This is a genomic window from Actinacidiphila sp. bgisy160 (assembly GCF_965342435.1).
Lineage (GTDB): Bacteria > Actinomycetota > Actinomycetes > Streptomycetales > Streptomycetaceae > Actinacidiphila.
On the sequence record NZ_CBDRCM010000018.1, the window covers coordinates 82,511 to 108,671 of the forward strand.

The 26,161-nt window shown below is 71.6% G+C and carries 31 protein-coding genes and 1 pseudogene; 11 read left to right on the top strand and 21 right to left on the bottom strand.

The features are described 5' to 3' along the window. The first annotated feature begins 67 nt into the window (after positions 1–67). Positions 68–868, top strand: coding sequence for a class I SAM-dependent methyltransferase (locus ACRWNP_RS17050; RefSeq protein WP_431962093.1), 801 nt, complete (start codon positions 68–70; stop codon positions 866–868). Positions 869–1,599: 731 nt separating this feature from the next. Then, complete coding sequence (locus ACRWNP_RS17055; RefSeq protein WP_431962094.1) at positions 1,600–2,868, top strand: PP2C family protein-serine/threonine phosphatase; 1,269 nt, start codon at positions 1,600–1,602, stop codon at positions 2,866–2,868. 41 nt (positions 2,869–2,909) lie between these two features. Here the strand turns inward: ACRWNP_RS17055 and ACRWNP_RS17060 are convergent, their stop codons facing one another. The 3 genes from ACRWNP_RS17060 to ACRWNP_RS17070 all read right to left on the bottom strand — a co-directional run bounded on the left by ACRWNP_RS17060 (position 2,910) and on the right by ACRWNP_RS17070 (position 4,534). Next, positions 2,910–3,239 (bottom strand): DUF2516 family protein, encoded by a 330-nt coding sequence (locus tag ACRWNP_RS17060; RefSeq protein WP_431962095.1) that lies wholly within the window; start codon positions 3,237–3,239, stop codon positions 2,910–2,912. Positions 3,240–3,327: 88 nt separating this feature from the next. Further along, on the bottom strand, positions 3,328–3,954 hold the full coding sequence (locus ACRWNP_RS17065) for a hypothetical protein (RefSeq protein WP_431962096.1): 627 nt from the start codon (positions 3,952–3,954) through the stop codon (positions 3,328–3,330). A gap of 76 nt (positions 3,955–4,030) precedes the next feature. Continuing rightward, entirely contained in the window at positions 4,031–4,534 is a 504-nt protein-coding gene (locus ACRWNP_RS17070) for a helix-turn-helix domain-containing protein (RefSeq protein WP_431962098.1), read from the bottom strand. 215 nt (positions 4,535–4,749) lie between these two features. Here ACRWNP_RS17070 and ACRWNP_RS17075 point away from each other — a divergent pair, with 215 nt between their 5' ends. The 4 genes from ACRWNP_RS17075 (at position 4,750) to ACRWNP_RS17090 (ending at position 7,797) form a co-directional block, all read left to right on the top strand. Further along, positions 4,750–5,208, top strand: a complete 459-nt coding sequence (locus tag ACRWNP_RS17075; protein WP_431962100.1) for a hypothetical protein — start codon at positions 4,750–4,752, stop codon at positions 5,206–5,208. Positions 5,209–5,303: 95 nt separating this feature from the next. After that, positions 5,304–6,374 (top strand): MerR family transcriptional regulator, encoded by a 1,071-nt coding sequence (locus ACRWNP_RS17080; protein ID WP_431962102.1) that lies wholly within the window; start codon positions 5,304–5,306, stop codon positions 6,372–6,374. Positions 6,375–6,383: 9 nt separating this feature from the next. After that, positions 6,384–7,163: a 2-phosphosulfolactate phosphatase gene (locus tag ACRWNP_RS17085; protein WP_431962104.1), complete on the top strand. Its 780-nt coding sequence runs from the start codon at positions 6,384–6,386 to the stop codon at positions 7,161–7,163. 85 nt (positions 7,164–7,248) lie between these two features. After that, positions 7,249–7,797 carry a DinB family protein gene (locus ACRWNP_RS17090; RefSeq protein WP_431962106.1) on the top strand — a complete coding sequence of 183 codons (549 nt, stop codon included), beginning with the start codon at positions 7,249–7,251 and terminating at the stop codon, positions 7,795–7,797. Positions 7,798–7,801: 4 nt separating this feature from the next. On the opposite strand, the gene ACRWNP_RS17095 is transcribed toward ACRWNP_RS17090, so the two are convergent. From ACRWNP_RS17095 to ACRWNP_RS17105, 3 genes are all read right to left on the bottom strand, one after another. Next, the gene (locus tag ACRWNP_RS17095; RefSeq protein WP_431962108.1) at positions 7,802–8,629 is read right to left on the bottom strand and encodes a MerR family transcriptional regulator; all 828 of its coding nucleotides are present in this window, start codon (positions 8,627–8,629) and stop codon (positions 7,802–7,804) included. Positions 8,630–8,729: 100 nt separating this feature from the next. Continuing rightward, positions 8,730–9,758 carry an aspartate-semialdehyde dehydrogenase gene (locus tag ACRWNP_RS17100; RefSeq protein ID WP_431962110.1) on the bottom strand — a complete coding sequence of 343 codons (1,029 nt, stop codon included), beginning with the start codon at positions 9,756–9,758 and terminating at the stop codon, positions 8,730–8,732. Then, a complete protein-coding gene (locus ACRWNP_RS17105) occupies positions 9,755–10,627 on the bottom strand; it encodes a dihydrodipicolinate synthase family protein (RefSeq protein WP_431962112.1) in 873 nt (290 codons plus the stop codon). The genes ACRWNP_RS17100 and ACRWNP_RS17105 overlap by 4 nt, the downstream gene beginning before the upstream one ends. A 103-nt stretch (positions 10,628–10,730) precedes the next feature. Here ACRWNP_RS17105 and ACRWNP_RS17110 point away from each other — a divergent pair. Further along, positions 10,731–11,072: pseudogene (locus ACRWNP_RS17110) on the top strand (GNAT family N-acetyltransferase). 393 nt (positions 11,073–11,465) lie between these two features. On the opposite strand, the gene ACRWNP_RS17115 reads toward ACRWNP_RS17110, so the two are convergent. From ACRWNP_RS17115 to ACRWNP_RS17135, 5 genes are all read right to left on the bottom strand, one after another. After that, positions 11,466–12,323 carry a GntR family transcriptional regulator gene (locus tag ACRWNP_RS17115; RefSeq protein ID WP_431962114.1) on the bottom strand — a complete coding sequence of 286 codons (858 nt, stop codon included), beginning with the start codon at positions 12,321–12,323 and terminating at the stop codon, positions 11,466–11,468. Between the two features lie 48 nt (positions 12,324–12,371). Beyond that, positions 12,372–13,070 (bottom strand): HAD family hydrolase, encoded by a 699-nt coding sequence (locus tag ACRWNP_RS17120; protein ID WP_431962116.1) that lies wholly within the window; start codon positions 13,068–13,070, stop codon positions 12,372–12,374. A 4-nt stretch (positions 13,071–13,074) separates the two neighbouring features. Further along, on the bottom strand, positions 13,075–14,145 hold the full coding sequence (locus ACRWNP_RS17125; RefSeq protein ID WP_431962118.1) for a phosphotransferase: 1,071 nt from the start codon (positions 14,143–14,145) through the stop codon (positions 13,075–13,077). Positions 14,146–14,442: 297 nt separating this feature from the next. Beyond that, on the bottom strand, positions 14,443–15,192 hold the full coding sequence (locus ACRWNP_RS17130; RefSeq protein WP_431962120.1) for an HAD family hydrolase: 750 nt from the start codon (positions 15,190–15,192) through the stop codon (positions 14,443–14,445). A 10-nt stretch (positions 15,193–15,202) separates the two neighbouring features. Continuing rightward, positions 15,203–16,060: a GntR family transcriptional regulator gene (locus tag ACRWNP_RS17135; RefSeq protein WP_431962122.1), complete on the bottom strand. Its 858-nt coding sequence runs from the start codon at positions 16,058–16,060 to the stop codon at positions 15,203–15,205. 334 nt (positions 16,061–16,394) lie between these two features. On the opposite strand from ACRWNP_RS17135, the gene ACRWNP_RS17140 reads away from it, so the two are divergent. Both ACRWNP_RS17140 and ACRWNP_RS17145 read left to right on the top strand, forming a co-directional pair. Next, positions 16,395–16,562, top strand: a complete 168-nt coding sequence (locus ACRWNP_RS17140; RefSeq protein ID WP_179280085.1) for a hypothetical protein — start codon at positions 16,395–16,397, stop codon at positions 16,560–16,562. A 58-nt stretch (positions 16,563–16,620) separates the two neighbouring features. Continuing rightward, positions 16,621–16,800 carry a hypothetical protein gene (locus tag ACRWNP_RS17145; protein WP_431962124.1) on the top strand — a complete coding sequence of 60 codons (180 nt, stop codon included), beginning with the start codon at positions 16,621–16,623 and terminating at the stop codon, positions 16,798–16,800. Here ACRWNP_RS17145 and ACRWNP_RS17150 read toward each other — a convergent pair. Both ACRWNP_RS17150 and ACRWNP_RS17155 read right to left on the bottom strand, forming a co-directional pair. Next, positions 16,797–18,038: a GNAT family N-acetyltransferase gene (locus tag ACRWNP_RS17150; protein ID WP_431962126.1), complete on the bottom strand. Its 1,242-nt coding sequence runs from the start codon at positions 18,036–18,038 to the stop codon at positions 16,797–16,799. The genes ACRWNP_RS17145 and ACRWNP_RS17150 overlap by 4 nt on opposite strands. Before the next feature lie 68 nt (positions 18,039–18,106). Beyond that, a complete protein-coding gene (locus ACRWNP_RS17155) occupies positions 18,107–18,679 on the bottom strand; it encodes an ABC transporter substrate-binding protein (RefSeq protein ID WP_431962128.1) in 573 nt (190 codons plus the stop codon). 171 nt (positions 18,680–18,850) lie between these two features. Between ACRWNP_RS17155 and dtd the strand changes: the two genes are divergently transcribed. Then, a complete protein-coding gene (gene dtd, locus ACRWNP_RS17160; RefSeq protein ID WP_431962130.1) occupies positions 18,851–19,276 on the top strand; it encodes a D-aminoacyl-tRNA deacylase in 426 nt (141 codons plus the stop codon). 10 nt (positions 19,277–19,286) lie between these two features. Here the strand turns inward: dtd and ACRWNP_RS17165 are convergent, their stop codons facing one another. The 7 genes from ACRWNP_RS17165 to ACRWNP_RS17195 form a co-directional block, all read right to left on the bottom strand. Further along, a complete protein-coding gene (locus ACRWNP_RS17165; RefSeq protein ID WP_431962132.1) occupies positions 19,287–20,267 on the bottom strand; it encodes a YgfZ/GcvT domain-containing protein in 981 nt (326 codons plus the stop codon). Between the two features lie 10 nt (positions 20,268–20,277). Next, positions 20,278–20,730 carry a Fur family transcriptional regulator gene (locus ACRWNP_RS17170; protein ID WP_431962134.1) on the bottom strand — a complete coding sequence of 151 codons (453 nt, stop codon included), beginning with the start codon at positions 20,728–20,730 and terminating at the stop codon, positions 20,278–20,280. An 87-nt stretch (positions 20,731–20,817) separates the two neighbouring features. Next, the gene (locus tag ACRWNP_RS17175; RefSeq protein WP_431962136.1) at positions 20,818–21,381 is read right to left on the bottom strand and encodes an FABP family protein; all 564 of its coding nucleotides are present in this window, start codon (positions 21,379–21,381) and stop codon (positions 20,818–20,820) included. A 248-nt stretch (positions 21,382–21,629) separates the two neighbouring features. Then, complete coding sequence (locus ACRWNP_RS17180) at positions 21,630–22,754, bottom strand: hypothetical protein (RefSeq protein WP_431962138.1); 1,125 nt, start codon at positions 22,752–22,754, stop codon at positions 21,630–21,632. Beyond that, the gene (locus ACRWNP_RS17185; RefSeq protein WP_431962140.1) at positions 22,751–23,644 is read right to left on the bottom strand and encodes a hypothetical protein; all 894 of its coding nucleotides are present in this window, start codon (positions 23,642–23,644) and stop codon (positions 22,751–22,753) included. Before ACRWNP_RS17185 ends, ACRWNP_RS17180 begins: the two co-directional genes overlap by 4 nt. Beyond that, positions 23,641–24,435 carry a hypothetical protein gene (locus ACRWNP_RS17190; protein WP_431962142.1) on the bottom strand — a complete coding sequence of 265 codons (795 nt, stop codon included), beginning with the start codon at positions 24,433–24,435 and terminating at the stop codon, positions 23,641–23,643. Before ACRWNP_RS17190 ends, ACRWNP_RS17185 begins: the two co-directional genes overlap by 4 nt. Before the next feature lie 95 nt (positions 24,436–24,530). Continuing rightward, positions 24,531–25,250: a hypothetical protein gene (locus ACRWNP_RS17195; RefSeq protein ID WP_431962144.1), complete on the bottom strand. Its 720-nt coding sequence runs from the start codon at positions 25,248–25,250 to the stop codon at positions 24,531–24,533. A 158-nt stretch (positions 25,251–25,408) separates the two neighbouring features. On the opposite strand from ACRWNP_RS17195, the gene ACRWNP_RS17200 reads away from it, so the two are divergent. Beyond that, entirely contained in the window at positions 25,409–25,771 is a 363-nt protein-coding gene (locus ACRWNP_RS17200) for a DsrE family protein (protein ID WP_431962146.1), read from the top strand. 104 nt (positions 25,772–25,875) lie between these two features. Here ACRWNP_RS17200 and ACRWNP_RS17205 read toward each other — a convergent pair whose 3' ends face one another. Beyond that, a complete protein-coding gene (locus tag ACRWNP_RS17205) occupies positions 25,876–26,145 on the bottom strand; it encodes a DUF3099 domain-containing protein (protein WP_431962148.1) in 270 nt (89 codons plus the stop codon). Positions 26,146–26,161: the final 16 nt, after the last annotated feature.

Consider the following 26,161-nt stretch of genomic DNA (forward strand, 5'->3'; position numbering starts at 1 on the left):
TTTGCCAAAGCGTGACCGTCGGCAGGGCCCGGATCCGACGGCCGTGGGCTCGGCATAGGCTCGACGCATGCGCGCGACACGGCCGGTCGGTGAGGTGACCCGGGGGACGACCAACCCCAACCGTCTGCGCCGCATGGACCGCTGGATCGCCGCGCAGCACGGACCCGCGCTGCGCCGCAGCGACGACCCGCTCGCCGTGGACCTGGGCTACGGCGCCGCGCCCTGGACCGCCCTGGAACTGCTGCGACGGCTGCGCACCGCGCGCCCCGACGCCGAGGTCGTCGGCATCGAGATCGACCCGGCCCGGGTGGCCGCCGCCCGGCCGTACGCCCGCGAGGGGCTCTCCTTCGCGCACGGCGGCTTCGAGGTGCCCCTCCCCGACGGCCGCAGGCCGGCCCTGATCCGGGCGGCGAACGTGCTGCGCCAGTACGACGAGGAGCGGGTCGCCGAGGTGTGGACGCGGCTGCGGGCCCGGCTCGCGCCGGACGGGCTGCTGGTGGAGGGCACCTGCGACGAGATCGGCCGCCGACACGTGTGGGTGGCGCTCGGCCCCGAGGGGCCGCGCACGGTGACCTTCGCCACCCGGCTCGGCTCGCTGGAGCGCCCCTCCGACCTGGCGGAGCGGCTGCCCAAGGCGCTGATCCACCGCAATGTGCCGGGCGAGCCGGTCCACGCGTTCCTCACCGACTTCGACCGGGCGTGGGCGGCCGCCGCGCCCTTCGCCTCCCTGGGCGCCCGGCAGCGCTGGATCCGCGCGGTGCGCAGCCTGGCGGGCCCGGGCGGCTGGCCCGTCACCGACGCCCCGGCCCGCTGGCGCCAGGGCGAGGTGACCGTCCGCTGGGAGGCCCTGGCCCCGGCGCCGGGCTGATCCGGATCGCCCGCGCGCGGTCCCGGGGAAGGACACCGGCTCACGGCACTGGCCGATTCCGTCTTCCGTGGCACCGCCCACGACCATGTGACGAACCGTCACATATGCTGCGGGGGTGCCCGCGTGAAGCGTACGGCCTGCCTGGCCCGTGCCGCGCTGCCGCTCCCCGCCGCCCGTACCGGTCGCGCACGCCGATACGCCCGGCCCACCCCGCACTCTCCAGGGCGTACGGGCCGAGGTGCCTACGACTTCGCGCACGAACGGGTCCTCGCCCGCGTCATCGATCGTGAGCAGACGCGGCTGCGCACCGTCACCGCCCCGGGGGCGCGCGCTCGCCCGAGCCCGTCCACGCGTCGCGTTCCGGGCGGCGGATCACGGTGGCGGGCGCCGGGTCGACGCCCAGCCCTCGGCGTCGTGCGCCCCCGATGAGCGGACGCGGCCACCCCGGACCGCCGGACCGCTGTGACCTGCGTCCTGTGACCCCGGCCGCGTGGCCCGCGCCACCGCGCGCCGGGCCAAACGTGATGTTGGCCACGCCCGGCTCGTCCCCCCGAGTCCGAAATCCGCAGCTCAGCACCGCATATGACACGGGCGGTTTACCAACAGGGCCTCCCCCGCCGCCGGGCGCTACCGCTATGGTCGCCCTTCAGTGTGCTCGGAGCTGAGCAACCGATCCGACCGATCCGACCGCTCCGGGACGTTGCCCTCGGGGGGAGGGAAGGAATTGTCCGATGTCGCCGATGTCCGCGACCGAGCGGCGCACCGACCAGTACGCCGCCGTGCCGGGGCCGCGCCAGGAATCACCCTTGGCCGACGGCCGGACCTCCCCTGCCCTGACCCTGCTCGTCATCGGTGAGGACCCCGCCGGCGCCTTCACCCTCCCCGACCTGCTGGACGTCTCCGGCACACGGGTGCGCATCCGCCGCGCCCGCAACCTGACCGAGACCGAGCGGTTGCTGAGGGACGATGTCAACTGCATCCTGCTGGAGCTCTCCGCCCACGCCGCCGAAGGCACCTCCGACGGGCTGGACAGCCTGCGGCAGCTGATGCGGCTCGCCCCCCGCACGGCCGTGCTGGTGCTGACCACGGGCACCGACACCGACGCCGAGCGCGCCGCCGAGGCCGTCCGCGTCGGCGCCCAGGACCATCTGACCCCGGCCGACCTGGACCCGTCCCATCTGACCCGGGCCATCCGCTACGCCGTGGAGCGCAAGCGCGCCGACGTCGCACAGCGCCAGCTGACCGAGACCCGGCTGCTCGCCCAGGAGAACTCCCGGCTGGAACGCGGGCTGCTCCCCACGCCGCTGCTCCACGGTGCCGACCTGCGCTTCGCCGCCCGCTACCGGCCCGGCCGCAGCCGGGCCCTGCTCGGCGGCGACTTCTACGACACCGTCCGCACCCCGGACGGCACCGTGCACGCGATGATCGGCGACGTCTGCGGCCACGGCCCGGACGAGGCCGCCCTCGGGGTGGAGCTGCGCATCGCCTGGCGCGCGCTGACGCTGGCCGGACTGTGCGGGGCCGCCCTGCTGGGCACGCTGCAGCAGGTCCTGGAGCACGAGCGGTCCGACGACGAGATCTTCGCGACCCTCTGCCAGGTCGACATCAGTCCGGACGGCCGCGCCGCCGACCTCTGGCTGGCCGGTCACCCGGCGCCGCTGCTGTCGCTGTCCGGGATGGCGCCGCAGTTGCTGCCGTACGAGCACGGCGGCCCGGCGCTCGGGCTGCTGCCGCAAAAGGACTGCTGGGAGGGCGCGCGCTTCGAGCTGGGCGAGGCGTGGAGCCTGATGCTCTACACCGACGGGCTGATCGAGGGCCGGATCGGCCTGGGCGCGCAGCGACTGGGCCAGGAGGGCATGGTCGAGCTGGTCACGCGGCAACTGTCCGCCGGACTCGCCGGCGAGGAGCTGCTGGACGCGGCCATGACCGAGGTCCGGGAGCTCAACGGTGGGGAGCTGACGGACGACGTGGCCCTGATGCTCCTGGAGTCCGGCGCCTGATCCGCGGGCCCGGCCGGTCCGCCGGCCGGGAGGCCGCCGCCTCAGCGGTTGAACGGTCCGTACGGGCCGTCGCTGCTGCTTCCGCCGCGCCGCCGCGGACCCGACACCTGCTTGAGGGCCGGACGCACGTCCACCGTGTAGACGATCACCGCGATCAGGCCGATGACCGGCAGGAACCACATGATCGGCAGGATCGCGATCAGCGCCGCCGCCACGGCGAGGATGATCAGCCAGAAGGCCTTGGTGTTCTTGTCCGCCGCCCGGTAGGCGTCCTCACGCCGGATGGCCGCGTCGACCAGCGCGAACACCGCGAAGACCAGCAGGGCGATGGAGATCCAGCCCAGAAAGTTGTAGAAGCCCTGCACCAGCATTGCCGTCCACCTCCGTCATCGGCTCCCACCGTACCGGCACAACGGGCCGGGCACGCCGCGCGTGCCCGGCCCGTGATGTACCGGCCGCTCAGGACGCGGGCTTGCCCGGCGTCGTGGGCTTCTTGCCCGGCGTCGCGGGCTTCTTGGCCGCGGGGGCCTTCTTCGCCTGACTGTCCTGCACCAAAGCGGGGGCCGGGGCAGGGGAGGGCGCCGGAGCCGGCTTGCTGTCCGCGGCCGGCGCCTGCCGCGCCGCCGGGACGGGCTCCGGCTCGATCGCGACCGCGATGTCCTCGACCTGCTCGGCGGCCTCGCCGCGCCAGGTCGCGACCGCGTCCTTGCCGCGCTCGGCCAGGCCGTCGTAGGCCTCCTTGGCGCGGACCGCGTACTCGGCGGCCCGGCCCACCTGCTGCAGCGCGAAGTCCTGCGCGGAGTCGCGCAGCTTGCGCAGGTCGCCGTCGATGGTGCCCAGGAGCTCGTTGACCTTTGCCTGCGCCCTGGTCTGGGCGTCCTTGGCCTGTGCGGTCACCTTCTCCTGCACGGCCTTGGGGTCGGTGCCGCGGATCTTCTCGATCCGCTCGGGGGCCTCGGCGCGGATCTTCTCGATCAGCGGCGGGACCTCCTTGAGCTTCTCGGCCGCGAGGTCCGCGGTCCCGGCCAGCGCGTACAGCGGGGTCGGGTCCTTGAGGGTCTTGACGATGTCTTCGGTGATCGCCATGAGGGTTTCTCCCGTTTGAGGATGGTGGCGTGTACGTCTGTTCAGTCGCTCGTTCCGCGCGGCCGGCCGCGGCCGGTCACCCGGCGGCCGCGGCGTCACCGCCGCCACCGCCGCTGCCCGGCCCGGCCGGTCCGGACGCGTTCGGCTTCAGCACGGCGACAGCCTTCTTCGCCGCCTTCTTCGCCACGTGCTCGCGCGGCGCAGCGGGCTGCCCGTCAAGAGCTTCCTCCACTGCGGCGTTCTCCTTGCGGAACGACTCGTAGATCTGCAGGAGGACTTGCTTCTGCTTCTCGTTGATCGCCGTGTCGGCGAGGATGGCGGTCCGCACCTCCATCCCGTCGCCCTGGTCCCGCTCGTCGAGGATCCCGGCCTGCACGTACAGGGTCTCGGCGGAGATGCGCAGCGCCCTGGCGAGCTGCTGCAGGATCTCGGCGCTGGGCTTGCGCAGCCCGCGCTCGATCTGGCTGAGGTAGGGGTTGGACACCCCGGCGGCGTCGGCGAGCTGACGCAGGGACAGCTGCGCGTTGCGGCGCTGCTCCCGCAGATACTCACCGAGGGTGCCGACGTTCAGTGAAGCCATGTCTCCGAGGATGCCGCGCGGTGCTAACTTTTGCAAGCAAGGTGCTTGCAAAAGTCTCGTTACGGGGATGTGACGTCCCCCTCCCGGCCCAGCCGGCCGCCCCACCGGGCAGAGCCGGGTTCCCCGAACCGGGTCGTCCGGCGGGGCGGACCGGCCGGCGTCGCGGCCCCGGGCCGCTCCGGCCCGCTGTCGGCCCCGGCGCGCATAATGCCGCCGTGAACCTGCGTGCCGAACTCCTACCGCCGCCCGTCAGCCCGGAACGACTGGCGGAGCCCGCCCATGAGATCGAGTGCGTCGCGCGCCTGGCCGGGACCGGCGGGCCCTTCGAGGAGGCGGTGTCCGCCTTCAACGAGCGGACGGGCCATGACTACCTGCCCTCGGACCTCGCCTGGTACCACACCTCGCGCGACCTGGAGGACTTCGCCCGGGAGGCCGCCCGGCCCGCCCAGCCGCGGGTGGCCGGCGTCACGCGCGAGGAACTCGTCGGGATCGTCCGCCGCGTCACGGACGGCGCGGTCGGCGCGGACACCGACCACCACCTGCTGCTCTTCGACTGCAACACCCCTCACCCCAGAGCCTGCGACCTGCTCTTCCACCCGCCGGCCGGCCTCGAGGACGCCACACCCGAGCGGATCGTCGACGCCGCCCTCGCCTACCGGCCGATCGCCTTGTGAACCGGGCCCGGGCAGCCGGTTGACCTTGACCTTGGGGCAGGCCACAGCATCGAAGCGGCCGGGCGGTGTGCCCGGCCCGAGGGAGGGAGCCCGCCATGGACTCGCTGACGATCGGGGCCTTCGCGAAGGCTTCCCGGCTGTCACCGAAGGCGCTGCGGCTGTACGACGAGCTCGGGCTGCTGACGCCCACACGGGTCGATCCGCTGACCGGCTACCGCCACTACGCGCCCGCCCAGCTGGAGCGTGCCCGGCTCGTGGCGTGGCTGCGGCGCCTGGGGATGCCGCTGGCCCGCATACGTGAGGTGTGCGCACTGGACGCGCCCGCCGCCGCGCGGGAGATCCGGGCGTACTGGGCACAGACCGAGGCCGCGCACGGCGCGCGGCGGGATCTGGCCGCCTTCCTCGTCGATCACCTGTCCCGGAAGGACCGCGCCGTGAACGACGCGAACCACTGCCTGGAACTGCGCTACGCCGCCCTCTCCGACGCCGGCCTGGTCCGGCCTGGCAATCAGGACACCGCCTACGCCGACGCCCGACTGCTGGCGGTGGCCGACGGCTTCGGCGGCGAAGGGGCGCCCGCGGGCGCCGCCGCCGTCGACGCGCTGAAGGAGCTCGACACCCGCGCCGCCCAGGGCGGCCTGCTGGACCTGCTGCAGGACGCCCTGGACCGGGCCGACGAGACCGTGCGCGGCTTCGCGGACTCGGGCACCACACTCACCGCGCTGCTGTGGTCCGGGGAGCGGCTGGCCCTCGTCCACATCGGCGACTCGCGGGCGTACCTGCTGCGCGACGGCGAGCTGTTCCGCATCACGCACGACCACACGATGGTGCAGTCGATGGTGGACGAGGGCCGGCTGACCGAGTCCGAGGCCGCCTCGCACCCCCAGCGGTCGCTGCTCGTACGGGCGCTGGGCTCGGGCACCCGCCCCGCCGGGCGCCTGCCCGACCTGCGGCTGCACGACCCGCGTCCCGGCGACCGCTACCTGCTGTGCACGGACGGCCTGTCCGCCGTCGTCCCGGACGAGGAGCTGCGCCGGGTGCTCGCCTCGGGAGCCGAACCCGGCCAGGCGGTGCGCACGTTGGTCGGGCTGGCCAATGCCGCCGGCGGTCCCGACAACGTCAGTTGCGTGGTCGCCGATGTACAGGAGGGGACCGCGGCGGCATAGTCCTCGCCCATGAGCGAAGAATGGTTTCTGCAGACGGGCCACGGGGTGCGCTTCGAGTGGGGGCCGGAAGGCGCCCGGCTGATCGGCGCGCATGTGGCGTGCCTGGTCGTCGTCGACGTCCTGTCCTTCACCACGGCGGTGACGGTGGCCGTGGAGGCGGGCATCGCGGTGCACCCTTACGCCTGGCGCGACGCGACGGCCGCCGCGTACGCCCGGCGGGTCGGCGCGCGGCTTGCCGTGGGGCGGCGGGAGGTGTCCGAGCGCTCGCCGTGGTCGCTGTCCCCTGCCGCGCTGCGCCGTGCGCCCTACACCCCGCGGCTGGTGCTGCCCTCGCCCAACGGATCGACGATCGCCGCTGCTGCCGGGCAGGCGGCGACCGTGGTCGCCGCCTGCCTGCGCAACGCCACGGCCGTCGGAGCGTGGCTCGCGCGGCACGGCTACGGCGTCCGGGAGCGCCCCGTCGCGGTGATCGCCGCCGGCGAGCGCCGGCCGGACGGGGCCCTGCGGCCCTCGCTGGAGGACCTGCTCGGCGCCGGCGCGGTCGTCGCCGCGCTGCAGGGGCACGCCCCCGCGGTGACGCCCTCCCCCGAGGCGCGCGCCGCGGCGGCCGCCTTCGCCGGGACCCCCGATCCGGCCGCCGCCGTGGCGGCCTGCGCCTCCGGGCTCGAACTCGACGGCGGCGGCTTCCCCGAGGACGTCGTGATCGCCACCGAACTCGACGCGGCCTCCGTCGTCCCCGTCCTGTCCGAGGGAGCCTTCTCCTCGCCGCTCATCGCGGACCGGAACTGACCGCAAGGGTGCGTAACGTCGAAGACACCGAGGACGCAGGGAAACCGGCGCCCACGACCGAGCCCACGACCAAGGGGAGCGCGCGATGCCGACGGTGGTACGGAACGAGACTAATGAGCGGGACGCGCTGCTGGCCTACCTGGAGGCGCAACGCGGCGGGGTACGCCGGGCGGTGCTCGGACTCACCGAAGAGCAGGCGTCCTCGCGGCCCAGCGTCAGCGAGATGAGCCTCGCCGGGCTGGTCAAGCACGTCGCCAGGACCGAGGAGTCCTGGGTGCAGGGCCTGCTGCTGGGCCACGAGGACAAGAAGGGCACCGAGGCGGACTACCTCGACGGCTTCCGGCTGCTGGAGGGCGAGACACTCGCCGGCCGGCTGGAGGAGTACGCGCGGATCGGCCGGGAGACCGAGGAGGCCGTCCTGGCGCTGCCCGACCTGGAGGTCGTGGTGCCGCTGCCCGACGCGCCCTGGAACCCGCCGGGCATGAAGGTCAGCGCCCGCTGGATCCTGCTCCACCTCATCGAGGAGACCGCCCGGCACGCCGGGCACGCGGACGTGATCCGCGAGTCCCTGGACGGCCTGACGGCCTTCGAACTGGTCGCCGAGGCGGCTCAGCGGGGCAAGCCGATGGGCTGACCGGTCACGCCCCCGTGGCCAGCGGCTGCTGCAGCTCCGTCACCCAGGTGTCGGGATGCCCGCCGGCCTCCAGGTAGAACTCGCGCGGGTAGCCGGTGGGGCGGCGGCCGTGGGCGTCGATCCAGCGGGCCAGCGTCTGCTCGGAGCGCAGGACGTCGTCCATGGAGCCGCGGTGCACGATCGTCGCCGCGCTCTCGATCGCGGGCAGGTCGACGACCGAGAAGTCGTACTGGCCGTCCGGCTCGACCGCTACCTGCAGCCCCGCGTGCACCAGGACCGCGCCGTTCCCCTCCGCCGCGTCCTCGTAATAGGCCACGCCGGGCCCCACCGGCCGCACGCCCGCCGCGTCCAGCCGCCGGCACAGCTCGTCGTACAGCGGCTGGATGACGGGCCCGATCTGCGCCGGCTCGAACCCCTCCGCGGTCGCTGTCAGCTCCGCGAGCCGCACCCCGGGCACCCTCTTGATCACCACATCGTCGGTGGACATCCGTCCCTCGCTCTCGATCGTCCGGAGCCTCGCCTCGACGCCCGCCAGCCGCGCCGCGTCCGCGGCCATCGCCGCCGCGAGCTCGGCGCGGCGCAGCCGCAGCATGCCGCGCAGCTGCTCCGCGCTCACCTCCTCGTCGAGGATCGACCGCACCTGTTCGAGCGTGAAGCCGAGGTCCTTGAGGGCGATGACGCGGTTGAGCCGGGCGAGCTGCCCGGCGGCGTAGTAGCGGTAGCCGGTGGCGGCGTCGACGCGGTCGGGGCGCAGCAGTCCGACCGCGTCGTAGTGACGCAGCATGCGCACCGACACGCGGCCGTGCCTGGCGAAGTCTCCGATTCCGAACATGACGTCTCCGAGTCCAGCGCCTCACACGGTGTGAGGGTCAAGCGGAACGGCGAGTGCCCCGGCGCGCGGTCCGCGCCGGGGCACCCGTGGGAAGAAGCGGTCAGCCGCGCAGCTCGGCGGCGACGAGTTCCGCGATCTGGACGGCGTTGAGCGCGGCGCCCTTGCGGAGGTTGTCGTTGGAGAGGAAGAGCGCGAGGCCGTGCTCGACGGTCTCGTCCACCCGGATCCGGCCGACGTAGGAGGGGTCCTTGCCGGCGGCCTGCTGCGGGGTCGGGATCTCCGACAGCTCCACGCCCGGGGCGGCGCCCAGCAGCTCGTACGCGCGCGCCACACTGAGCGGACGCTCGAAACGGGCGTTGACCTGCAGCGAGTGCCCGGAGAAGACGGGGACGCGGACGCAGGTGCCGGACACCTTCAGCTCCGGGATGCCCAGGATCTTGCGGGACTCGTTGCGGAGCTTGTGCTCCTCGTCGGTCTCGAAGCGGCCGTCGTCGACGATCTTGCCGGCCAGCGGGACGACGTTGAACGCGATGGGCCGCTGGTAGACCGCGGGCTCGGGGAACTCCACGGCGGCGCCGTCGAAGGTCAGCTCGGTCGCCCGGTCGGCGACCTTGCGCACCTGGCCGTCGAGCTCGGCGACACCGGCCAGACCGGAGCCGGAGACCGCCTGGTAGGTGGTGGCGACCAGCGCGGTCAGCCCCGCCTCGTCGTGCAGCGGGCGCAGCACGGGCATGGCGGCCATGGTGGTGCAGTTGGGGTTGGCGATGATGCCCTTGGGGCGGTCGGCGATCGCCTGCGGGTTGACCTCGGAGACGACCAGCGGGACCTCGGGGTCCATCCGCCAGGCGGAGGAGTTGTCGATCACCACGGCGCCCGCGGCGGCGACCTCGGGGGCCAGCGCCTTGGAGGTGGCGCCGCCCGCCGAGAACAGCACGATGTCGAGACCGGTGTAGTCCGCGGTGGCCGCGTCCTCGACCGTGACCTCGCCGTCCTTCCACGGCACGGCACGTCCCGCCGAACGGGCCGACGCGAACAGCCGCAGCTGCTCCACCGGGAAGTCGCGCTCGGCCAGCACCTTGCGCATGACACCGCCGACCTGGCCGGTGGCTCCGACGATTCCGATCCTCATCCGGTCTCTCCGATCAGTGCGTACGTACGGTCCCGAGTATCCCCCGATGCGGCGAGTGCCCGGAGTGCCGTCCCTAGGGACGGTCGCCCGGCGGGCAGCAGCGGCAGCCGCACGTCGGGGGTCGGGATGCGTCCCTGGACGTGCAGCACCGCCTTGATCAGCGTGGGGTTCGGCTCGGCGAAGAGGGCGGCGGCGAGCCTCGCCAGCGCCTGCCCGCGCTCCGCGTCGTGGGAGCGGGCCTCCTCCACCCACCGCTCGGTGGCCAGGTGCCCGGAGGCCGTGATCGCCCCCTGGGCGCCCAGGGCGAGCAGGGCGGGCGCGAAGACGTCGTCCCCGGCGTACAGCGGTACCTGGCCGACCAGCAGGACGGTGTCCTGGTCGATGCCGCCGACGGCGTGCTTGAAGCCCACGACCCCGTCGATCGCGGCGATCGCGCGCACCGTGTCCGCGGTGAGGGCGAGCCCGGTGCGGTAGGGGATGTTGTAGACGACCAGCGGCACCGCCGACGACCGCGCCAGGGCCTCGAAGTGCGCGACGACCCCGTCCTGCGAGGGCCTGACGTACGACGGCACGGACACCAGCGCGGCGTCCGCGTCCAGCTCCGCGAGTTCCGCGGCGGCCCGGCGCGTGTCCGGCCCCCCGGCGCCCACGGTGTACCGCAGCCCCCGCTCCCGGCACACCCGCCCCACGGTCTCCCGGACGACCGCCTTCTCGGCCTCGTCCAGCATCGCCGCCTCGGCGGTCGTCCCCAGCGCCACCAGCCCGGCGACGCCTCCGTCGGCCACCTCGTGCGCCAGCCGCTCCAGCGCGCCGGCGTCCACGCGACCGGCCTCGTCGAAGGGCGTGATGAGCGGTACGTGAATTCCCATGCCATCGAGCGTGGGCCCACGGCACCCTCAAGGTCCAGTTAATAGTCCTTCATCGCACCAATAAGCAGTACTGCACAAAGGCACCTCCCTGCCCTCAGGCCCCATGAGCGACGACCGGTACGAGATCTCCGCCGACCCCGCCCGCATCGGCGCCGCTATCGCCGCCTCCCTCAACTTCGGCGCCTACGACAGGGCCTCCGGCGCCCAGGGGGCGTCCGCTTCGTCACCGACCACGCCACCTTCGCCTGGCTCTGCGACGTCTACGTCACCCTCCGCCCGCGGCCGCGGCCTCGCCACGGCCCTGGCAACGGCCGCCCGGGACCACCTGGAGTCCCTGGGCGTGCGGCGCGTGCTCCTCGCGACGCACGACGCCCACGGGGTGTACGCGAAGGTGGGGTTCGAGCCGCTGGAGGTGCCGGGGCACTGTATGTCACTGGTGATGTGAGCCGTGCATCGGCCACCTCGTACTCGCGCCTGGGCCCTCCGGCAGTGCGTTCGATACTCACGCGGCAGCACCGCGCTTCAGCCCGATTGCCCCGTTCCGTGCAACCTGAAGAAGCGCAGGCCCAACGGATGAAGTCATGTCAAGCCCAGGATCCGAGCTCACGCGACTTGCCGTCAGTTCCGCGCTCACCTCGTAGGCGTTGCGGCCGACGCCCGTGGTAATCGCCCACAGCAGCCCGTGCAGATCTCCGTGTCGAGCAGCTCGGGCGGGAGCAGCCGCATGCGCCCGAGGCGTCCTTGAGCCGTGAGGCGGCCACAGAGGCGGGATGCCCGGCGAAGAGGCGGCAGATCGGACCATCGAAGTCCAGCAGGACACACTCGATGCCGGCGGATGTCAGGCGGGCTTGGCTAGCCTCGTCCACAGAGAGTCGAACCACTCCTGAGAGAGTCCCACACGTTCCGGCGGCTGCGGGTAAAGCTTGGCCCCGACACCCAGGACGTCATGGATCTTGATGGTCGCATCGCCGATGGTGATGACGTTGTCGGTGACAACGTACATGCCGTCAAGGGCCATGTCGCCGTTGATCAGATAGAGCTTGTGCAGGGGCGTGACCGGCACCAGTCGTACCTCGACGGTCACCTCGGACACGGCGCCTTGACCGACCAGGTTCTCCAGGTTTCTCAGGGCTCGGACGTGAGCCGCCGACAGACTGCTGAGCCGCTCCATGGGACGCTCGTCGTCGGGGTCCTCGACGCTGCGTGGAATGGCCAGTCGCACGTCGGTGCGCGGCAGCAGCAGGCGCAGGTGGATCGAGGACGGCCGGATGTCCCCGCGGATGATCCGTTTGACCTGCTGCACGATGGCCGCGTTGAGTGACTCCGCCGTCAGGCAGTACGCGTCGATCGTGATGTGCTCCGCCTCGAACGCCTCGGCGATGGCGTCGTCCAGCTCGATGCTGCCCGCGCCCGCGGCCGGCACGGCGGTCCCGTTGGCGTGGGCGGTGACGGACTTCCGCCAGTCGCGGGCGAAGACTCCCTTGCCCAGAGCCGACTCCACATAACCCTTGCCCTCAAGCGCCTTGATCGCCTTCTGGACGGTGGCACGGGAGACGTCAAAGCGGTCCACTAACTCCGCATGCGTGGGCAGTTGCTCGCCCACCCCGATCGCGCCGCCCTCGATCTCATGACGCAACACATCGGCCACACGCTCGTACTCACGCCTGGTTCCACCGACGGTACGGTCGTTCGACATGCCGTCGAGCGTACAACCCGGTCTTTGGCTGCGCAGTTGAACTCTCGCCTACACCGGCACCGCGGCTGCTGACAGACGCCCCAATGACGTCACGACGTGCTTCGCTCCCGCCTCGTACAACCGATGCGACTTGGGCTCGTCACGAGCGAAGCCGAGAAACCGCACACCCGCGAGTTCGGCGGCTCGGAGGTCGCTGGGGGAATCACCGATCATCAGGCAGTTCTCCGGCACTGCCCCCGTGCAAGCCATGGCACGCATCAAGCAGTGGGGATCCGGCTTCAAAAGGCCCGGGTCGTCCGCCCGCCCGTAGACATGTCTGCCGAAGTAGCGCAACAGTCCGATTCGGTCCAGGTAGGCGCTTGCCGCCTCAGCCGAGTTGTTGGTGGTGATGGCGACCTTCCGGCCGCTCTTGGCGAGGGTACTCACCAGCCGGGCGGCGTGCGGTGTCGGCAGAGCCGTCTCCGCGGCACACACCTCCTCCTGGGCCAAGCACTTCTCCAGCTCCGATGTGACGTGACGGGAGGCATCACATGTCGCCACAATCCGCAGGACGCGCAGCGGATCGCTGACGCCACTCAGCTCCTCTGAACGAACGCCCAGTTTCATCGCTCGGACCCGCAGGGTCTCGGCAACGCCGGCTGCCGGGTAGCGGGCGAAGAGGTCCGCAAGGGGGCCGTCGAAGTCGAACAGCACGCAGCTCACACGTTCCAGCAGGGCCGACATGTCGCCGACGGTCTCCTGGGTCATCGCGCTAGAAGGCATGGGCCTGGCTGGGGGCCTGCCTCTCCACGAAGCCCCACCTCCAGCGCTGTTGGGGATAACGCCAGGAATGCCAGTCGTTCAGCGCGGCTTCCACCTCCGACTCCCCCGGGACGGAGGCGAGCCCGAGGGGCACCTGGGCCCGCTGCAGTGCCCTCACGACCAGGCTGACGGAGGGCTCGAGCTCCGGACTCCCTGGAACGTCCCCGAGCCTCAGGGCGGCCCGTACGACATCAGCGTAGACGGACTGGGCGTACTCGAAGTCCATGTAGGCCTGCAGGTCCGTCGCCATCCCGGCGGTCATCGCGGAATGGCCGCGCAGGTTGAGAGTCCTCTCCCACTGCCGTTTCATCCGCTCGCGCTCGCGTTCGGTGTACTCCATCCGGACCAGATGAGTCGCGAGGTCATGGAGTGGATCGCCGAACGTGGCCAGCTCCCAGTCGAGGATGAACAGGCTCCCGTCCTTGAGCAGCACGATGTTGTCGCGGTGGAGATCGGTGTGCAGCAAGGAGTAGGGCCTCGGGTAGAGCACTCCGACCCGCTGCCGCACCCCTCGCCGGAAACGCTCCAGCGCGTCCACCGGCACTCCGAGGGCGTCGAAGAGGCTGCCGTACACGGGACGGTGCTCGTGGTGCACTCGCTCGGCGTACTGCACGAGAAGGTCCAGGAACCCGTCACTGTCCTTGTCGCCCGGCCATCGCGCCGGCAGCTTCGGCAACTGCTCGCGGGTGACCGTCGCCGCGTAGGCGAAGACCTCCGCGATGTCCCGCAGGCGCTTCTCGCGGATGGGGGTGCCGGAGGGAGCCTCTTGGGACAGGGGCTTGCCGTCCACGAATCGGTGCAGGGAGGCCCGCCCGAACGTGACCAGACACTGGGGAATACCGAAGTTCGGCTTGAGCCGCTGGCCTGCGACGGCCTCGTTCAGCGTGGCAAGGACCTCGGCCTCGTCCGGCCATGTGCGCATGACGACCTTGGGCGTCGTGAGCGGCACCCGCAGCTTGACCCGTGCGGCCTCGTCCAACGTCACGCGGGCCAGCCGGGCGAGTCGCTTGTCCAGCGTCACCACTTCATTGGAATTGTGATGGCCCGTCAGGATCAGGGACTCCCCGTCACGCTTCCGACGGTTGTAGTGCCAGCGCACAAGAGGCACGTGCAGTCGACTGCGCACGATGTGGCGCGAGGGCGCCGCACCGGCACCCCTGGCATTCGCAGGCGCAGCCATGGTCATAAGTTGCACCGACCGTTTGAGATCGACCCAGCAGGGAATAACCACTTGATACGGCGTTGATGAGCGCAGAGCCTATACCGGCTTCCCGCGTGACGCGAATCGAAACAGTTGTGTCAATCGAGTTTCTGCGCATCACTCCCTCACAGGAGCGCCCCAACAGCCGAGATCGGCCCGGGTGAAAGCTTCCGTCACCTCGCGCATGTCGCTGACCAGGAAATCCGCGCCGGCCTCCAGTAGCCGTTCACCGCGCTCCGGATCGCGCTCATCATGGGCGGCATATGCCAGAAATCTGACCCCCGCACTACTGGCGGCCTTCAGATCACGCACGGAATCACCAATCATGAGGCAATTGCCCGGGTCACCGCCCGATCCGATCTGCCGCATGGCCTTGAGAAGGCAATGGGGGTCGGGCTTCATGAGCTGGGGAGCCTCTCGACCAAAGATTCTTTCACCAAACGGGCGAGCCAGCCCATGTTTCTTCAGGTAGATACGCACCGCTGCCGCAGAATTATTCGTCGTGATCGCGATCGGCAGCCGCGCGCGGGCCAGGAGCTCCACGAGTTCCGCCGCACCTTCCGTAGGGCGCGCCACCTTTGCGGCCCGCCGCTCGGCCCGCACGAGCACCCTGTCGAGGCCGCGGCCTATGCGGCCGGGTATATCGTCCCGCTCCGCGACGTCATACAGCAGTTGGTGCGTATCTGTGTACGAGGCGAAATCCGTCAAGAGCCGTCGCTTGCAGCGCAGATACTTCTTCATGCGCTCGGCCACCGCATCGGCGGTGTACACCGCAAAAAGGTCACAAAGCGGCCCATCGAAGTCGAAGAGGACGACGTTGACGCCTCGTACTCGGCTCAGGAGCCACTCAGGGTCGATCGAAGCCATTCAGTGAGTGTCACACCGATTCGGCGATTGTGTTCCACAAGGAGTCGAACCACTGCTGACACTCCGCCCGTTGCTCGGGCCCCTGAAGGTACAGCCGCGCCCCCAGACCCAGGACGTCGTAGATCTGGACGTCCTTGCCATCCGGGAAATGGACGGGGTGCGCCTCGACCTTGTAGAAGCCCATCAGCCCCCGATGCCGATTGATCAGGTAGTACTTGGCCACCGGCGTGATGGGGAGGGTCCGCACCTCGACAGTCACGTCGACACCCCGTCTGACCAGGTCTTCCAGCAGGTTGCGCAGGGTGAACGCGTAGCGCTTGATCAGCTCGGACAGCCGGTCGAGCGGCCGGGTGTCCTCCGGCTTGCCCACGATCCGCGGGATCGCCAAGTGCGCACCGGGACGGGCCAGCAGGAGCCGAACCTGGATCGACGAGGGCTGGAGCTCGCCCCTGAGCACGCGGCGCGCCTGCGGCAGGAAGGCTCCGTGGAGCGACTCCGCCGTCAGGCAGTACGCGTCGATCGTGATGTGCTCCGCCTCGAACGCCTCGGCGATGGCGTCGTCCAGCTCGACGCTGCCGGCGTCCACGGCCACCACGGCGGTCCCGTTGGCGTGGGCGTTGCCGGACTGCCGCCAGTCGCGGGCGAAGACTCCCTTGCCCTGGGCCGACTCCACGTAGCCCTTGCCCTCAAGGGCCTTGATCGCCTTTTGGACGGTGGCCCGGGAGACGTCGAAGCGGTCCACCAGCTCAGCATGCGTGGGGAGTTGCTCGCCCACCCCGATCGCGCCGCCCTCGATCTCATGACGCAACACATCGGCCACGCGCTCGTACTCACGCCTGGCCCCACCGGCGGTGCGGTCGTTGCTCACGTGACCCACACTACAGCTTCACGCCAGGCAAGTGGAGTTGACTGCATAGAGTTTAGGGATCTGCAGTCAGCGGCAACATGACCGTAGAGGAATGCAGTCAACTGGTCGGCCGACAGTCAAGTTGGACCAGTTGACGCCATCGGGGACCGCTGCCTCTCCGTCCCGATGACGCGCCGGGGATGGCCGCGGGTGACAGTGCGGCGCCATGTCGCATCGCACGCATCAGCATCAAGCTTCCACTGCTGTCTCATGCCGACCCACGGGTCAAATCTGCCCCCTCCGCGCTCTACGCGCGGAGGGATCGATCCAACGCGCCTCGAAGGAGTGAATCGCTATGCCCGCTCTCGCTCTGTGCGCCTTCGCGTTCGAGCAGCTCGTCCAGTGGCGGTACGGCGCGGCAGGCGCCTTCGCCGTCGGACTGTTCACGGTGGGCCACAAGGCCCGGAATACGACGTTCACGTGCGTCGGACTCGCGGTGATCGCGCTGCTCCTGGCCCAGTAGGGCCAGGACGGCAGCGGGCCCGCGCCTTTGGGTCGGCCACCTTGGAAGGGGGTGGGTCATGCTGTGGAGCCATGTGACGGCGGCGTTGCTGGAGCAGTACCTGGCGTGGCAGTACGGGCCGTTGATGGGGCTGGGCGTACTGCTGGTGGGTGCCGGGCTCAAGGCGCGTTCCAGCTATGCGATGTGCGTCGGCGGGGTACTCGTCCTCCTGGTGCTGGTGTCCTTCGGACACCACTAGAACGTGTCGATCGGCCACGGCTTGCGCGCGGTGCGGAACAGCGCGTCGAGGCGGGCCGCGCCGCCCGGGCGGGACTCCGTGACGCCGCCCGTGACGGTCAGGCGCGCCGCGGACTCGTCGCCGAGGTAAAGGGAGGCGAGGGCGGCGGCGGTGAGGGAGACGTCCGGGGCGGCGGAGGGGGCCGCCTCGGCGGTGGCGGTGCCGTCGGCGGCGGCTTCGAGGCGGAAGCGGCCGGCGGCATGGCCGTCGGGGTCGGCGACGTCGAGGACGACGGAGCCCGCGGCCGCGTAGGTGCGGGCGGACAGGGCACGCGGCACGTCGAGCAGGCGCAGCCACAGGAAGTCGCTGGTGGAGTGGACGTGGGCGGCGCGCGGGTCGTCGAGCAGCAGCGGCAGGACGTCGTCCTGGGCGCGGAAGCCGGTGCGCACCGTGGCGACCCAGTCGATGGACAGCAGATACCGCCACAGGGCGCGCTCGGCCTCGGGGGTGGCGGCGATCAACTCCCGCACCGTGAGCGGGACCTTCGGGAACATCCCGTGCCAGGTGTCCTCGGCCGAGTACGCGGCCAGGCCGTCCACGCGTCCGGAGGCGTCGCGGTAGAGGACGAAGATCGGCTCCTTCCAGGGGAAGGAGGGGTTGACCACCGTCCCGGTGGCGTACTCCCAGTTGCGCTCGGTGCGGTTGATCGCGCCGGGCGCGCGCAGCCGCACCCGGTCGTGGAGCTGGGGGCCGAGCTTGAGGACCTCGGACGGGTCCGCCAGGTCGATGCGGCCGCTGTCGGACGGCGCTCCCTGGGGGCGGCCGGCGCGGGCGGTGTCGACCTCCCACTCGGTGACCCCGGCCGCGGGGCCGAAGCCGAAGCGGCCGTAGATCCGGTACTCCGCGGCGACGAGGATCGCGACCGGCTCGCCGCGTCGCACGCAGGCGTCGAGTTCCGCGGCCATCATGCGGGAGGCGAGGCCGCGGCGGCGGTGTGTGGCGGTGACGGAGACGTTGGTGATCGCCGAGGCGGGCAGCACCGCGCCGCCGGGCAGGGTGAGTTCGCGGGGCATGCTCCGGAACGTGGCCACGCAGCGGCCCTCGTCGAACGCGCCCTGGGTGCGGTCGAGGTCCGTCTGGGAGCGCCGGAGGGCGATCTCCTCCTCGGTCACCGACGGCGGCCGGTGGAAGCCGGTGTTGACCGCTCGCAGCCAGCCGGGGAAGTCGGGATCGCCGATCGTACGGACCTCAAGGCTCATGTCCCGCACGCTATGCGGCGCCCGGCCACCGCCGCATCCCGTTTTCGCGGCGCCGCCGTCGGCCGCCGTCAGTCCCCCGCCAGCAGGTCGTCGACCCGGGCCTCGCCCTCGCGGTAGCGGCGGGCGATCTCGGTGCTGCAGCCGTCGACCGTCCGCTGCAGGGACTGCCTGCAGCGCGAGACCTGCTGCTCGTGACGGACCAGCCGGCCCATGGCGTCGTGGAGTTCCTGGTCGGTGCGGGCCTCGAGGTCGGAGAGCTGGACCTCGGCGAGCATCTCCTCGGCGAGCTGCCGGTAGCGCTCGCTGTGCGGGGTGCCCAGCGTGACGTGTCGGGCGGAGGAGCGGTGCCGGGACGGGGTGTCGGTGAGGATCTCGGAGAGCCGGTCGAGCACGGGCGCGTCCGGGGCGGTGCGCCGGGCGAGTTCGGCGCGGAGGATGTCGATCCGGCCCTGGAGGAGCCGCCGCAGGTAGGAGAGGTCGGCCTCCTCCAGCTGGGCCTCACGGCGCGCGGTGCGCAGTCCTTCGAGGGTGAGACCGGCGAAGTCGGGCTGGGAGGTGCCGGCGGTGAGGGGGGAGCGCGGGCCCGGTGCCTTGAGCATGCGATCGCCTTCCGCCGTGCCGGTCGTGATGCTGTGCTTCATCGCTGTCCGTCCCCTCGTCCCCCACGTCGGGCAGATCTCGATCGTGCCACCGAGTAACTGCGTCGCGCAGGCACCTGCACCCGAACGGCGGCTCCGGACAGTTGTGCGTGAGTCCAAGCGGGCGTACGGCCCGGGTGCCGCGCGCCCCCGCCGGCCCGGGACAATGGCGGCATGCGTGCGGTGGCCCAGCGGGTGAGCGAAGCGAGTGTCGTGGTGGACGGCGAGACGGTCGGGGACATCGCCGGTCCCGGACTGTGCGTGCTGGTGGGGGTGACGCACGACGACACGAAGGAGAAGGCGGCTCAGCTGGCACGGAAGCTGTGGGGGTTGCGCATCCTGCCCGGCGAGAAGTCCTGCTCGGACATCGCCGCGCCGCTGCTCGTGATCTCCCAGTTCACCCTCTACGGTGACGCCCGCAAGGGGCGCCGGCCCACCTGGAACGCGGCGGCGCCCGGCCCGGTCGCCGAGCCGCTGGTGGACGAGGTGGTGGCACAACTGCGGGCGCTGGGCGCGCACGTGGAGACGGGCCGCTTCGGAGCGGAGATGAAGGTCTCGCTCACGAACGACGGCCCGTTCACGGTCGTCCTGGAAATGTGAGGCGCGCCCCTCAGGGCTCGACGACCGTCTCCTGGCTCGCCGCCGTCCCGTCCGCGAGCAGCGGCGCGTCCACCGGGGTGTTGCGCTTGATCACGGCGAGGGCGATCGGGCCCAGCTCCCAGTGCCGGGCGGAGGAGGTGACGGTGCCGACCGGGCGGCCGTCCGGCCCGTCCGCGGCGAGGCGTACGGCGGCGCCGTGGCCGGGCAGTCTGACCTCGCTGCCGTCGAGGTGGAGGAAGACCAGGCGGCGCGGCGGCCGGCCGAGGTTGTGCACCCGGGCGACGGTCTCCTGGCCGCGGTAGCAGCCCTTGTCGAGATGGACGGCGGTGTCCAGCCAGCCCAGCTCGTGCGGGATGGTGCGGTGGTCGGTCTCCAGGCCGAGCCGCGGGCGGTGCGCCTCGATCCGCAGCGCCTCCAGCGCCAGCACACCGACGGGGGTGCCGATCCGCCGGGCGACGTCCTCGAGTTCGCCGCGCGGCACGAACACGTCGCGGCCGTACGGGACCTCGCGCACCGGCCAGTCCTCGGGGACGGCGGCGATGCTGCCCGCCGGCAGGTGGACGACGGCGTACTCGCCGGTCCGGTCCGAGACGTCGACCTGGTAGAAGAACTTCATGCTCTCCAGGTACGCGATGAGCTCGCCCTGGGTGCCGGGTTCCACGTGCATCCAGGTGGTCGTGCCGTCGTCGACGAGGTAGAGGGCGTGCTCGATGTGGCCGTGGGCGGAGAGGATCAGCGCCTCGGTGGCCCGGCCGGGCGGGAGGTCGCTGACGTGCTGGGTGAGCAGCAGGTGGAGCCAGGCGAGCCGGTCCTGCCCGGTGACGGCAACGACGCCCCGGTGGGAGAGGTCGACGAAACCGTCGCCGGACGCCAGGGCGCGTTGCTCGCGGAAGAGGTCTCCGTAGTGCGCGGCGACTCCCTCGTCGGGGCCTTCCGCGGGAACGGCACCGGGGAGCGACAGGAGAGGACTGGTCGTTGTTTGTCGCTGCATGCCCACCAGCCTACGTCCGGTTACTTGAACCCTCAGGCGTTCGGGACTTCCCCGCGCAGTCCGCGCACCGGCCGAAGATCGCGAAGTGCTTCATGTCGGTCTCGAAGCCGTACGTCTCGCGCAGCCGCGCGGTCAGCGGTTCGGCGACGGACACGTCGGCCTCGATGACCGACTCGCAGTCCCGGCACACCAGGTGCATGTGGTGGTGCCGGTCGGCGAGGTGGTAGGTGGGGGCGCCGTGCCCGAGGTGGGCGTGGCTGACCAGGCCCAGCTCCTCCAGGAGCTCCAGGGTGCGGTAGACCGTGGAGATGTTGACGCCGGAGGCGGTCCTGCGCACCTCGGACAGGATGTCGTCCGGGGTCGCGTGCTCCAGCGTGTCAACAGCCTCCAGGACAAGCTGCCGCTGCGGCGTCAATCGGTAGCCGCGCTGCCTCAGGTCGCTCTTCCAGTCCGTGGTGACCACGAGAACAGTCTAGGCAGGGGAAAGGGGGACCACGCAGTCGTGATCCCCTCGGGAGCCGTGCGGGGCCGACGGAGCCCGCGGGGCGGCTCAGCGGAAGAAGGCGATGCCGTCGTCCGGGAGGTCCTTGAGGTCCTTCGCCCACTCGCTGGGGTTGACGACCTTCTTCAGGTGCGCCGACATGTACGGGCGGAGCGGGACCTCGGGGGTGGTCTTCTCGCCGACCCACATCAGGTCGCTCTTGACGTAGCCGTACAGCCGCTTGCCGCCGCTGTACGGGGGCGCGTCGCCGAGCCGGGCCACGGCGTCGGTGACCAGGTCGATCTGCGGCTTGCCCTCGGCGAGCTCGCCGTACCAGATCTCGATCACGCCGTCGTCGCGGGTCATGGTGATCTCGACCTTGCGGTCCTTGCCGATCCGCCAGAAGCCGGACTCGCTCTCCAGCGGCCGGACCGGCTTGCCCTCGGCGTCCAGCACCCAGGTCTTGGAGGTGTACTCCAGGAACGACCGCCCGTCGTGGCTGAAGATCACTTCCTGCCCGAAGTTGCACTTCTCGGCACCGGGGAAGTCGAAGACGCCCGCGCCCTCCCAGGTGCCCAGGAGGAAGGCGAGGGGGACGAGGTCGGGATGCAGGTCGGAGGGGATCTCGATCATGTTCAGCGCTGTCCCTGGTAGAGCTTCTTCACGGCCAGAGCGGAGAACGCGATGACGCCAAGGCAGACCAGGACGAGCAGGGTGTCGAAGAAGAACTCAAGGGCGCTCACGAGCGTGCTCCTCGGGCAGGCGCGGACGGTCGGCGGCCCGGTGGGCCAGGTACGAGTCTAGTGGGCGGGTACGGGCGCGGCCGCGTGAGGTCTCCCCACGCGCCGCGCCCGCGCCCGGCCACCCGGGAACGGCCCGGGTCAGCCGAGCAGCTGCGCCTGGAGCAGCACGGTCTGGTGGAACGGGACGGCCGGCTGGGTGCCGGCCTTGGAGAGCACGACCAGCGCCAGGACGTCGCCGGCCTGGACGTAGCCGAATCGGACGTGCTCGGCGCCACGCGGTTTGTCCTCGTCGAAGAGGGAGACGTGCAGCTCGGGATCGTCGAGCCAGGTCGACTCCCACTCCGTGTCGTAGTCGGCCGACTCGGCCTTCGCGGGGGTGCCGTCGACGACGAACTTGTCCTTGACGTCGCTCGAGTGGCCCAGGGTCGCGAACTGCAGCAGGTAGACCTCCGCGCGGGTGCCGTCGGCCATGGTCCAGGCGCGGGCGGCGATGTGCCGAAGGGTGTTCTGCTCCAGGGTCGCGCCCAGCTCCTTGCGGTCTCCCTTGGGGTAGAGCTCGAGGAAGTCGCCGGTCGGCAGCCACCCGGTGGCGCCCGGGAAGCCCTTGTCGACCTTGGCCCCGGCGGGGACGGGAAGCAGCAGGGTGCGGACGTCCGCGTAGTGACGGCGGGGCCGGTTCCGTTCCGTGTCCAGCGCGCGGGGCGCCCCCGCGGGCAGCTTGGGCAGCTTCAGGGCGGGGTACGCCCAGCGGCCGTCGTCCGGAGTCTCCAGGCCCGGGATCTCGGTCCGCTCGGGCTGGGTGACGGCGTACGCCGCGGCGCCGCCGAGGGCCGCGAAGACCACGACTGCGGCCGTCCACCGCAGGGCGGCCCGCAGCCCCCTGCGGTCCCGCAGCCGCTTCCGCGGCCGGGGCGAGGCGGCCTCGGCGAGAACGGACTCGGCGGGAACGGCCTCCGGCGCGGCATCCGCGACGGCCCCCGCGGAAGCGGCCCCGGCGAGCACGGACTCCACCACGGCTTCCGTCGCCTCCCCGTCGGAGACGGCCTCCTCAGGCGCGGACTCGCCAACGGCGGACTCGGCGGGCGCGGACTCGGCGGGCGCGGGCTCCACCGGGGCTTCCGTCCCGCCCTTCGCGGGCGCGGGCTCCGCCACGTCCTCCCCGGAGGGCGCGGTCACGGGACCGGCGTCCGGAAGGGCCTCCGCCGCCGGGGCGGCGGACTGCGCCGGGATCTTCACGTCGTCGCTCTGGGTCTGCTCGGTCATGCGGCCTCTCCCGGGTCCTGTACGCGGTCGAGCTGCTGCTTGAACAGATCCGCGGCGTCGTCCTTGTCCAGCGGCGAGGATCCCGAGACGGACATGCGGATGGTCAGGTCGCCCTCGGTCGCCTCGCAGATCATGGTGTCGAGCTTCGCCCCGGGCTTCTTGGGCGGCAGGACGCAGCGCGCCTTGTCGTGGCCCTCGATCCTCGGCCCGTTCCTGAAGACCCCGAGCGCCTTGGTGAACTCGGTGAAGAACTCGGTTCCGGCGCGCGCCGCGCGCTTGTTCCTCATCTGGACGATCTGCGTCTCGAAGACGGCCTCGCCCATCACGTCGCGGTACGTCCGCAGGCCGACGCCCTGGATGTGCAGCCCCGCGACGGCCTTGTGCAGGCGGTCACGCTGCTTCTTCGGCAGCCCTGCGAGGTCGCCCTCGAACACGGCCACGGCCTTCTTGCCGGTGAACTCCGCGTCGTTGCCGAACTCGTCCACGTCCGGGCCCGGCATGTAGGCATCGGGCACGGGCAGCAGCAGCTTGCCGAGCGCGCCGTAGTGGCTTCCGCCGGACTGGGTGCCGTACTCGCCGGTCTTCTTCGGCTCGGGAGCCTTCCAGGTCTGCGGGCTCGCCTGCTTGCCGTCGTCCTTCTGGTGCTGGAGCACGGCGTAGCCGATGCCGCCGCCCGCGACGACGGCGACCAGCGCGGCGGCGATGCCGAGCGCGAGGCCGCGGCGTCCGCGGCGGGGCGCGGGCGTGGGGACGGCCTCCGGCACGGCCGTCCCGTCCGCGGGCTCGAGCCCCGCGAACGGTGCCATCTGGGCTTCGGGCCGAGCCGTCGGGACGTCCGCGCCGCCCTCGGGCTGCGGCTCCCCGGGGACAGGGGTGTTCTCGTCGCTCACAGCCGCTCCCACTGCCGCTCGGCCAGGGACATGATGGTGGACTTCTTGATCGGCCGTTCCGAGTTCACCCAGATGTCCATCATGACCGTGCCCTTCCGGGCCAGGGCGCGCGCCGAGTACAGCGGCAGGTAGCCCGCCTTCGTCCAGGGCTTGGAGTAGACCCACGCCCTGCCGCCGAAGGCGCCGGGGATGGCCGACCCCGAGTTGCCCGCGTACTTCTTCCCAGCCATGTAGCCGCGCTGCCCGTCGAACATGTCGTCGGTGTAGGTGGCGCTCTCGTCGCGGAACTGGATCAGGTGGATCTCGGTGGTGGTGGTCGTGGCGTAACCGCCCGTCCGCCACGCGGAGACGGCGGCCCTCCGGAAGTCGTTCTCGTTCAGCTCGGCGAACATGTGGTCCGGTTCCTCGAACGAGTCCGCGTACTCGTACAGCGACATCCAGTGGTCCTGGCCGGTCCGGCCGTCGAGGTCCTTGGCGCCCTTCGGCTTCTTGACCAGCAGCTTGCGCAGGTCACCGTCGTACGTGACCAGGGTGTCCTCGGCGGCCGTGAGCGGCTTCGCCGCGGGGGCCGCGCCCTTGGGCTGCACGAGCTCGGACTGGGCGAGCGGGGGGAGCGGGGTCTCGGGGCGGTCGTACTGGATCTTGTAGCCGGCGCCGGCGCCCGCGAGGACGCCGAGGACCGCCGCGCAGGCGATCAGCAGGGTGGTCCGGCCGCGCTTGCGCGGCGGGCGGACGGGAGGCCCGTCCGGAACAGGGGCGTCCTGTTCCGGGACGGGGGTGTCCTGGGACAAGGGGTTCTCCACTGGGGTGTTCGTGGGTGGGTGCGGCCGGCGCGCGGGCCGGTCCGTACGTTCGGTGTGAGGTGTGAGGGTGTGGCCTGTGAGGCTCAGCGGCCGGTCTTCAGGCGCCGGTACTGCTGGTCGAGGATCCGGCCGAGCAGGTCCTTGCCGGGCGTCTTCGCCCCGGTGACGGAGAGCGTGATGTGCACGTCGCCCTGATGGGACAGGACGATCACCGAGCCGGTGCTCTCGGCGGAGGAGGAGGACAGCCGGTAGGCCTTGGCCGGGTTGCGCGACGAGGGAAGCGTGATCCGGGTGCCCTGGTAGTAGAAGGCGTTGTAGTAGGCGGTGGCGGAGCCCGCGCTCGCGAAACGCACGAGCTGGGCGGAGACCTCGTACTCGCCGTCGCCGGTGAGGTAGGTCCGCTGGGCCGCGGCCTTGAAGCCGTAGGTGGCCAGGGCCTGCTTCACCTCGGCGGAGTCCGCGACCTCGGAGCGGGACAGCTGCGTGCCCTCCTCGTCCCCGTAGACCTCCGCGTCCGCCGGCGGGGTGAGCAGGAAGTAGCGCAGGTCGCCGCGGTGCCTGCCGTCGTCCACGGTGCCCTTGAGGGTGCGGGTGGGCGAGGGTGCCGCGGTCGCGCTGCGGCTCGGGGACGCCGTCGGTGACGGCGTCGCCGGGCCGGTCGTCTCCGGACCCGGGCTGCTCGGCGGGGACCCGCCGGGGAGCGCGGACACGGACGGCGGCGAGGACGAGGAGCCGAACGCCACGACGGCCCCCGCGGTCAATGTCGCGAGCACAACAAGTCCGGTGATCGTGGCGATCACCACGCCGGTACGCGAAATGGTGCGCGCTTCCACAAGCCCCCCCGGGCAGAATTCCGCGGCCGGCGCGCTGATCGCGCCTCCGCGGCGAACGCATTATGCCGAGCGTCGGCAAACGCTCCCAGTATTTTTCCTGTGAGACGAGCCACCCTAAGGTATAAGCCATGGCGAAGAAGCTCGTGATCAAGGTAACCGCGGGTGCGGACGCCCCCGAACGCTGCTCCCAGGCGTTCACGGTGGCGGCGGTGGCGGTCGCCAGCGGCGTCGAGGTGTCGCTCTGGCTGACCGGCGAGTCGTCGTGGTTCGCGCTGCCGGGACGGGCCGCGGAGTTCGAGCTGCCGCACGCCGCGCCGCTGCCCGAGCTGATCGAGGGCATCATGGCGGGCGGGCGGATCACGCTGTGCACGCAGTGCGCGGCACGCCGGGACATCACGGAGAAGGACGTGCTGGACGGCGTCCGGATCGCCGGGGCCCAGGTGTTCGTCAGCGAGGCCATGGCCGAGGGCACGCAGGCGCTCGTCTACTGATCCGTCGTGAACCGTCCCGGGTCCTTGTGCCGCGGGTCCTTACCGCGCTCCTCCTTGCGCCTCGGGGCCTCGCGGCGCGGGCCGACGCGCGGACGCGTCGGGCGTCAGCGCTGGTCGCGATGGTCGTCGCGGCGGTCCAGCTCGCGCCACCACTCGTCGGAGGTGGGGTCGCCGGTCTCGTCCCACCAGTGCTCGTCCGGTCCGCGGCGGTTGGCCACGACGGCGGCGACCGGCGGGATGACCATGGCCACCACGCACATCCCGACGGCGACCGGCACCGACCACAGGCGCACGAGGCTCCACGCCAGGACGAAGAGCAGGACACAACTGCCCATCATGGCGTAATACCAGCGACGACGACGCCTCGTGGACACCCTTCCACCGTACGAC

Excerpts from the sequence above, each read along its gene's own strand:
- ACRWNP_RS17065 (WP_431962096.1), bottom strand. The coding sequence starts at position 3,954 with ATGGCGATCACCGAAGACATCGTCAAGACCCTCAAGGACCCGACCCCG.
- ACRWNP_RS17180 (WP_431962138.1), bottom strand. The coding sequence starts at position 22,754 with ATGACCGAGCAGACCCAGAGCGACGACGTGAAGATCCCGGCGCAGTCC.
- ACRWNP_RS17105 (WP_431962112.1), bottom strand. The coding sequence starts at position 10,627 with ATGGGAATTCACGTACCGCTCATCACGCCCTTCGACGAGGCCGGTCGC.
- ACRWNP_RS17175 (WP_431962136.1), bottom strand. The coding sequence starts at position 21,381 with ATGATCGAGATCCCCTCCGACCTGCATCCCGACCTCGTCCCCCTCGCC.
- ACRWNP_RS17165 (WP_431962132.1), bottom strand. The coding sequence starts at position 20,267 with ATGCAGCGACAAACAACGACCAGTCCTCTCCTGTCGCTCCCCGGTGCC.
- ACRWNP_RS17155 (WP_431962128.1), bottom strand. The coding sequence starts at position 18,679 with ATGAAGCACAGCATCACGACCGGCACGGCGGAAGGCGATCGCATGCTC.
- ACRWNP_RS17150 (WP_431962126.1), bottom strand. The coding sequence starts at position 18,038 with ATGAGCCTTGAGGTCCGTACGATCGGCGATCCCGACTTCCCCGGCTGG.
- ACRWNP_RS17090 (WP_431962106.1), top strand. The coding sequence starts at position 7,249 with ATGCCGACGGTGGTACGGAACGAGACTAATGAGCGGGACGCGCTGCTG.
- ACRWNP_RS17085 (WP_431962104.1), top strand. The coding sequence starts at position 6,384 with ATGAGCGAAGAATGGTTTCTGCAGACGGGCCACGGGGTGCGCTTCGAG.
- ACRWNP_RS17050 (WP_431962093.1), top strand. The coding sequence starts at position 68 with ATGCGCGCGACACGGCCGGTCGGTGAGGTGACCCGGGGGACGACCAAC.
- ACRWNP_RS17140 (WP_179280085.1), top strand. The coding sequence starts at position 16,395 with ATGCCCGCTCTCGCTCTGTGCGCCTTCGCGTTCGAGCAGCTCGTCCAG.
- ACRWNP_RS17100 (WP_431962110.1), bottom strand. The coding sequence starts at position 9,758 with ATGAGGATCGGAATCGTCGGAGCCACCGGCCAGGTCGGCGGTGTCATG.
- ACRWNP_RS17080 (WP_431962102.1), top strand. The coding sequence starts at position 5,304 with ATGGACTCGCTGACGATCGGGGCCTTCGCGAAGGCTTCCCGGCTGTCA.
- ACRWNP_RS17060 (WP_431962095.1), bottom strand. The coding sequence starts at position 3,239 with ATGCTGGTGCAGGGCTTCTACAACTTTCTGGGCTGGATCTCCATCGCC.
- ACRWNP_RS17120 (WP_431962116.1), bottom strand. The coding sequence starts at position 13,070 with ATGACCCAGGAGACCGTCGGCGACATGTCGGCCCTGCTGGAACGTGTG.
- ACRWNP_RS17130 (WP_431962120.1), bottom strand. The coding sequence starts at position 15,192 with ATGGCTTCGATCGACCCTGAGTGGCTCCTGAGCCGAGTACGAGGCGTC.
- ACRWNP_RS17115 (WP_431962114.1), bottom strand. The coding sequence starts at position 12,323 with ATGTCGAACGACCGTACCGTCGGTGGAACCAGGCGTGAGTACGAGCGT.
- ACRWNP_RS17200 (WP_431962146.1), top strand. The coding sequence starts at position 25,409 with ATGGCGAAGAAGCTCGTGATCAAGGTAACCGCGGGTGCGGACGCCCCC.
- ACRWNP_RS17145 (WP_431962124.1), top strand. The coding sequence starts at position 16,621 with ATGCTGTGGAGCCATGTGACGGCGGCGTTGCTGGAGCAGTACCTGGCG.
- dtd (WP_431962130.1), top strand. The coding sequence starts at position 18,851 with ATGCGTGCGGTGGCCCAGCGGGTGAGCGAAGCGAGTGTCGTGGTGGAC.
- ACRWNP_RS17055 (WP_431962094.1), top strand. The coding sequence starts at position 1,600 with ATGTCGCCGATGTCCGCGACCGAGCGGCGCACCGACCAGTACGCCGCC.
- ACRWNP_RS17070 (WP_431962098.1), bottom strand. The coding sequence starts at position 4,534 with ATGGCTTCACTGAACGTCGGCACCCTCGGTGAGTATCTGCGGGAGCAG.
- ACRWNP_RS17095 (WP_431962108.1), bottom strand. The coding sequence starts at position 8,629 with ATGTTCGGAATCGGAGACTTCGCCAGGCACGGCCGCGTGTCGGTGCGC.